Annotated in this window: 5 protein-coding genes; 1 reads left to right on the forward strand and 4 read right to left on the reverse strand. The window is 67.1% G+C overall.

Annotated features, from left to right (window positions below):
* Both MRY84_RS21805 and MRY84_RS21810 read right to left on the reverse strand, forming a co-directional pair.
* Window positions 1-2,124 (reverse strand): penicillin acylase family protein (locus MRY84_RS21805; RefSeq protein ID WP_291507772.1); only part of this gene is annotated, 2,124 nt, incomplete at its 3' end.
* A gap of 185 nt (window positions 2,125-2,309) precedes the next feature.
* Window positions 2,310-3,239 (reverse strand): adenylate/guanylate cyclase domain-containing protein, encoded by a 930-nt coding sequence (locus MRY84_RS21810; RefSeq protein WP_291507773.1) that lies wholly within the window; start codon window positions 3,237-3,239, stop codon window positions 2,310-2,312.
* Window positions 3,240-3,534: 295 nt separating this feature from the next.
* Between MRY84_RS21810 and MRY84_RS21815 the strand changes: the two genes are divergently transcribed.
* Window positions 3,535-3,885 carry a hypothetical protein gene (locus MRY84_RS21815; RefSeq protein WP_291507774.1) on the forward strand — a complete coding sequence of 117 codons (351 nt, stop codon included), beginning with the start codon at window positions 3,535-3,537 and terminating at the stop codon, window positions 3,883-3,885.
* Window positions 3,886-3,920: 35 nt separating this feature from the next.
* Here the strand turns inward: MRY84_RS21815 and MRY84_RS21820 are convergent, their stop codons facing one another.
* Together MRY84_RS21820 and MRY84_RS21825 are read right to left on the reverse strand one after the other, a co-directional pair.
* Window positions 3,921-4,901: an LD-carboxypeptidase gene (locus MRY84_RS21820; protein ID WP_291507775.1), complete on the reverse strand. Its 981-nt coding sequence runs from the start codon at window positions 4,899-4,901 to the stop codon at window positions 3,921-3,923.
* A 119-nt stretch (window positions 4,902-5,020) separates the two neighbouring features.
* On the reverse strand, window positions 5,021-6,137 hold a 1,117-nt coding region (locus tag MRY84_RS21825; protein WP_291507776.1), incomplete at its 5' end, for a haloalkane dehalogenase.

Raw genomic sequence — 6,137 nt, forward strand, 5'->3', positions numbered from 1 at the left:
GCATGTGGACGGTTGGCACCACCAGGTGTCGTTGCGCTCCAGGATGCCCTCCAGCGCCGCACGGTAGTCGCGCTTGCCGTACGTCGCGTTGAAGCGGTCGTCGCCGATGCGCGGGATGATGAGGCCGCGCGCCAGTTCATCCGTCCAGGCCGCAAAGATCAGCGGCGCGGCCTTGCCTGCATCCATCACGCCATCAAAACCTTGTAGCTGCTTTTGCGCCGCGGCGGCCAGGGAGTGAGACGGCTGCGCGCTCTGCAAGTGCGGCAGCAGGCGGCGCGTGGCGAGCGAGGTCACGTCACGGTGGATGGCCTGCATGCTGGCCGCATCGTGTTTCTCCCTGGCGTTGATGAGCTCAGCGATGCGCTCGTAGCGGTAGGGCAGCGCCCAGTCCTGGGTCAGGAAGTGCGGGTAGTCCGGCGCCGTGATGCGCTGGTTGGCAGTGGCGATCCAACCCCGGGTGGAGGCGCCTCCTGCTCCGCCCACGCCGTCGTCCTGGGGGGTCTGCGCATAGGGAATCCATCCTTTCCAGTCGTAGCGCGCGTCCCAGCCGGGCGACGGGGCTACGCCACGGATGTCATTGGCAGCGTCGCGCAGCGGTACGCGGCCCACGGCCTTGAAGCGGATGTTCCCCTGGTCATCGGCGGCGACCACGCTCTGCATGGGCGAGTGGTAGTGGGCAAGCCCATCAAAGAGTTCGTCCACGGACTTGGACTGGTTGGTCTTGAGGCCCGCGAGCACCGTCTGGTTGTCGGCGTCGAGCGCGGCCCAGCGCAGCGCAAGCACGTACCTGCCCAGGTCCAGGACCTGGGCGTGCGATTCCTGTGCATCGCTCAGCACAGGCCCATGCCGCGTGCTGCGCAGCTGCATCTGTACGTCGGCACCGCCTTTGACCCGAATGGTTTCATTGCGCACCGTGAAAGGCGCCCAGCCATCGGGCGTGCGGTACTGCGTTGCGTCCGCGGGATTGATCTGCTCGATGTACAGGTCCTGCACGTCGGGGTTGGTGTTGGTAAAGCCCCAGGCCACCCGGTCGGTGCGGCCCAGCACAACAAACGGCAAGCCGGGCAAGGTGGCGCCCACGGCGTCGATGGCGGCAATGGGCGTGCCGTCCGACGCCTGCCCGGCAGGTGCCTGCAGGCCCGCAAAGTACCAGATGGCCGGAGCCGACAAGCCCAGGTGCGGGTCGTTGGCCAGCAAGGGCTTGCCACTCACCGTGCGCGTGCCTGCCAGCACCCAGTTGTTGCTGCCCTTGCCCTCGTTGGTCCCTGCATTGCGCGTGAGTTCGTCCGCCCAGGCCAGCATGCCGGCGCTGATCTGCCTTGAAAGCGGGCCTTCGTGGTGCGGTTGGCTTGCACTTGGGGCGTTGGTCCAGGACGTTCGGCCCGTCGTCGCCGAAGCCGAGGCCGCGCCTGCCCCCCGGTAAACGCCCAACTGTCGGTAGAGCGCGGACAGGTCGGCCGAGGTGGCGGGCTTCTCGCCGGGGTACGGCGGCATCAGCTGCCACAGGCGTTCAGTGTCCAGTGCGTGGGCCACGGACAGGCGGGCGAATTCGTTGCCCCAATTGCCGCCCAGGTCCAGAGCCATCATCAGCGCCCAGCCCACGCTGTCTTCGGGCTCCCACGCGGCGCCCTCCTCGCCCCCCGGTTTCACGCCGAGCACATAGAACTCGGGCGGAAGCGCCTGGGTACGGTTCTGGTGGAAGGACTGGATGCCCTGGCTGTAGGCCTGCAGGGCCTCCTTGGCATACAGCGGAAGGCCCGCATACTGGCGACGAGCGGCGCCCATGATGTCCAGCGCACGCATGAGCTTGTCGGTCTTGAGCGTCGCAGGGCCGAACACTTCGGACAGCTGGCCGTGCATCACGCGCCGGTTGAACTCGAGTTGCCAGCTGCGCTCCTGCGCATGCACGTAGCCCATGGAAAACCAGGCGTCCTGCGGCCGCTGGGCGCGCACATGCGTCACGTCTGCCGCATCGCGCAAAACCTGCACCGGATGCGCCAGGCCGGGGACAGCGAGTTTGCCGTCCAGCACTGCAAAGCTGCGCTGCACATGGATCGCAGCCCCGGCCCCAGCCAACAGCGCTGTGGCCACCAGTGCCAGTGCGGTGCGCTTCATCCATACCATGTCGTGTTCTCCTGCCGTTGATCCGGCGTTATCGGTTTTTGATGCCCGGTTCGCGGTTGACCGAAGTGTTTTGGACAGCCACCTGCGCGGCCCGCAGCGCCCTGCACCCGCTCTTCGCTCGCCCTTCGCTGGCCCGGCGAGGGCTCCGCTGCGGCCACGGGCTGCCGGCGCGTGCCGCAGCCTTGTCACCTCAGGTGCATGCTGGTGCCTGTCACCTGAAAACTCACCACGGGGGCGCTGGGTTCGGTAAACGAAACTCCCAGCGCGATCTGTCCGGTGCCATGCAGGATGCAGGCGTCGCGCCGCAGCCGCACGGGCGAAGCGCTGCCGTCGAATCGTACCCATGTGCCAAAACTGCTCATGTCCGTGAGCACAAAACCACTGTTGCGCCAATCGATGCGTGCATGCAGGCGGGACACGCGCGGATCGTTCACACACAGTTGCGCATGTTCCGAACGCCCCACTTGCACGGGCGCATCGGACGAGGTGAAGGTGTGGTTGACCCCGTGCCACGAGAATTCGATTTGCCCCAGGATGGAATCCACCGGCGTGAAGCTGCTGGCCAGCGCTGCCTGGGTGGTGAGGGAGTCCGGCGCCTCGTCCTCGCGCCACTCCACTTGATAGAGCGTGAGCAACTCGGCCTTGCCCCGGATCTCCATCATGCCCAGCTTGCGGTAGCGTACGTCCACTGATTCGCCCGCCAGCAGCACAGCCGTCTCGGTCACCCAGATTTCCGCCGGGCCCGCCCGCTCGCACAGGCGGGAAGCCACGTTGACGGCGTCGCCATAGCAATCGCCCTCCACCTCCACCACATCGCCGCTGGCGACCCCAACGCGGATGTCCATGTGCAAGGGATGGGGCCAACGGTTTTGCCGCGCCTGGTGCTGGCGCTGCAAATTGGCCATCGCAGAGACCGCGCTGGCGGCGTCTCCAAAGACGCCCAGGACCCCGTCGCCCAGCTTCTTGACCAGCCGCCCGCCGTGGCCTTCGATGGTGTCGCCGATCCACTGCGTCACTTGCGTGACCGCCTGTGCAGCGCGCTCGTTGCCCAGGGCTTCATACAGGGACGTACTGCCCGATATGTCTGCAAAGACCATCGTCGACAACACACTCATGAACGCTGGCCCATCGGTAACATCATGTGAACCAGTTTAGTCCAAGCGCACGGCATGCGCACCAGTCAAAGTGCCAGGCTCATGGCTCCGTCCCGCCAGCGGCCGACTTGCGGGTACCGGGCCGTGGCGCCTGGCCTGTGCCCCGATGAGCTTTGGCAAACCACTGTGCAAAAGTTGGCACATGGCCGGGGCCGTTTGTTGTCTTTGTACAAAAATAGGAGCAGCCCCCTTGCGCCGGGAGGCGCCCCCGCGTACTTTGGCCACTTCTACTTGCCAACAAGCCCTTGCCGCTTCCATGCGCTGGAACAAGCCCAACCTTCGCAACACCCCGCAGGACCCGCTGGGCCGTGACATGCCATCGTCCACGGCATGGGTCCGCAACCAGGGTCTGGAGGAGGTGCGAAAGGCCATGCTTGCGTCGCTGGCGGGGCTGGCGGGTTCGGAGGTAGCGCGCATGAGCATGCGGCTGCGCTACGCTGGCGACATCGAGGCCCTGTGGTATCTGCGAGCTGACCTGCTGAGCACGCTGCAGCCGCTGCTGGGTGAAGCCGGTGCGAGCAAGGTGATGGACCAGCTCACCCTGCTGTTCCACGGGCAGTTGCCGAGCGTGCCCCGGCCGGCAACGGCCCCGCACGGCCCTCACTGACGGACGGCTGGCCCCGGCCGCAGCCGGGCAGCGTGTCAGTGCTGGTGCCCCCAATAGAGGAGCGCATCCCGCCCTTCCACCGACAAGGACACGCTCGCGCCCACAGGGAGCAGCACCTTGGTATCCACGTGGCCGAACGGCAGGTTGGTCAGCACGGGGGCCTTGATCTGCGTGCGCAGCCAATCCACCACCGACTGCAGCTTGAAGCCCTTGTCGTGCGGCGCCAGGCGGTAGCCGGTGAACTGCCCGAGCACCACGGCTTTTTGCTGCGCCAGCACACCCGCATGCAGCAGTTGCGTGAGCATGCGCTCGATGCGGTAGGGGTGCTCGCTCACGTCCTCCACGAACAGGATGCCGCCCTTGATCTGCGGAAAATACGGCGTTCCCACCAGCCCCGCAAGCACCGCCAGGTTGCCACCCCAAAGCGTCGCTTTCTTCACGTAGACCTCGGGCACGGCCGGGCGCCCATCGGGCAGTGGCATTTCACGGCCCAGCGTCCAGCCCGTGCCCTCGCCGTGGCCTGTCAACAGGTCGTCGAAGCAGGCCATCATGATGTCGTCGGGCTCGCCTTCCACCCCAAAATCGCTGATCAGCGCCGGTCCGGCCCAGGTGGTGGCCCCCGTCTGGGCCAGCACCGCGTTCTGGAAGGCCGTGAAATCGCTCAGGCCCACAAACTTCATGCCGCCCGCAATGGCCTTGGCCACGGCCTTGTACCGGATGCCGGGCAGGATGCGGGTGAGACCATAGGCCCCGCGCGTGATCAGTGCCACATCCGCGCCACTGGCCGCCGCGCGGTGAATGGCGGCCAGGCGCGTGGCATCGTCGCCCGCGAAGCGGGTGTGCACGGCCTGCGCATCGGGGTCCACCTCCACTTCGTGGCCCAGGGCTTTCAGGCGCGCAATGCCGCGCTTGAAGGCCGCCTTGTCGCGGATTGCGCTGGCGGGCGAGTAGATGTAGATGTGCTTGGGCCCGTGGTCGTGGTCGCACGCGGAAGGGTCGTGGTGATGGTCGTGCAAAGCGCTCGGGCCCCTGGGGCCCGCTCCATGGATAGGGGGACAGACCGGCCCTGCATGCCGCACGCATGTCCGTCGCATACTGGATGCATGGCGCTTGTTCGCGCAGGCCGGGCCGGAAATCAGTGCGCGAAGTATTCCACAGCCTGCGCGGCGACGGCCTCTCCGTGTTCTTGCACGAAATGACCGGCCTGCGGCAACACCACCGGGGCCGGACACGCCCGGATGGTTTGCTGTAGTGCCTGCATGGTGGACAGGCCCAGCACGGGGTCTTGGGCCCCCACCACCATGAGGCTGCGGCCCGTCCACTGGTGCTGCCAGAAATGCCGCGCCGCGCGCGACAGCGCAGCGCCCGGATCGTCCGAGGCAGCGGGAACACGCTCCGGAAATGCCCGCAGGGCGGCGCGATAGCCCTTGTCCGGAAACGGCGCGTCATAGGCCGCGCACTCGGCTGGCATGAGGTGCGGGCAGGCGCGGGACAGCAGGCGGCCCACGCCGTACAACGGCTTTTCGCGGCACATCGCGCGCCAATCGACACACCCCGATGGCAGCGGCGCATCGCCCGTGGCGAGCAGGGTGTTCATCACGAGCAGGCCCTCGAATCGATCCGGCATGGCCATCGGCAAGGTCAGGCCGAGGATGCCGCCCCAGTCCTGCACCACCAGCACCACGCGGCGCAAGTCCAACCGCTCGATCAGCTCCAGCAGCACCTGGCGGTGCCATTCGAACTGGTGCGCGGTCTCCTTCTTGGGCTTGTCGCTCTTGCCGAAGCCGATCAGGTCCGGCGCCACCACGCGATGGCCCGCCGCCAGCAGAGTGGGCAGCATGCGGCGATAGAGGTAGCTCCAGGTTGGGTTGCCATGCAGGCACAGCCAGGTGAGCGGCGCATCCCGGGGGCCTTCGTCCAGGTAGTGCAGGCGCAGGCCCGCCAAGCTGGGCAGGTCGCTGAGGTAGTGCGGAGCCCAGGGGTACCCGGGCAGATGGGCGAACGCCGCATCGGGCGTGCGCAAAGCGTCGTCCCGCAAGGGATGGCGGGCCAGCGCCTCGACACGCTGCTGATGGCGGCGCTGGCGGAAAAAGCCGCTGAGCAGCCCACCGCATTCTTCCGCCAACACGCCGCCTTGCACCTGCGTCTGGTGGTTGATCTCGGCATGGACGAACAGGTTGAGCACCGAGCCTGCGGCGCCGGTCTTGGGGTCTGCCGCGCCGTACACCACCCGCGCCAGCCGTGCATGCAGC

The sequence above is a fragment of the Acidovorax sp. genome, assembly GCF_022763525.1.
In the GTDB taxonomy this organism is placed as follows: Bacteria; Pseudomonadota; Gammaproteobacteria; order Burkholderiales; family Burkholderiaceae_C; genus Acidovorax.

Bases quoted from the DNA above. Each gene is read 5' to 3' on its own strand.
- MRY84_RS21810 (WP_291507773.1), bottom strand. From the start codon at position 3,239: ATGAGTGTGTTGTCGACGATGGTCTTTGCAGACATATCGGGCAGTACG.
- MRY84_RS21815 (WP_291507774.1), top strand. From the start codon at position 3,535: ATGCGCTGGAACAAGCCCAACCTTCGCAACACCCCGCAGGACCCGCTG.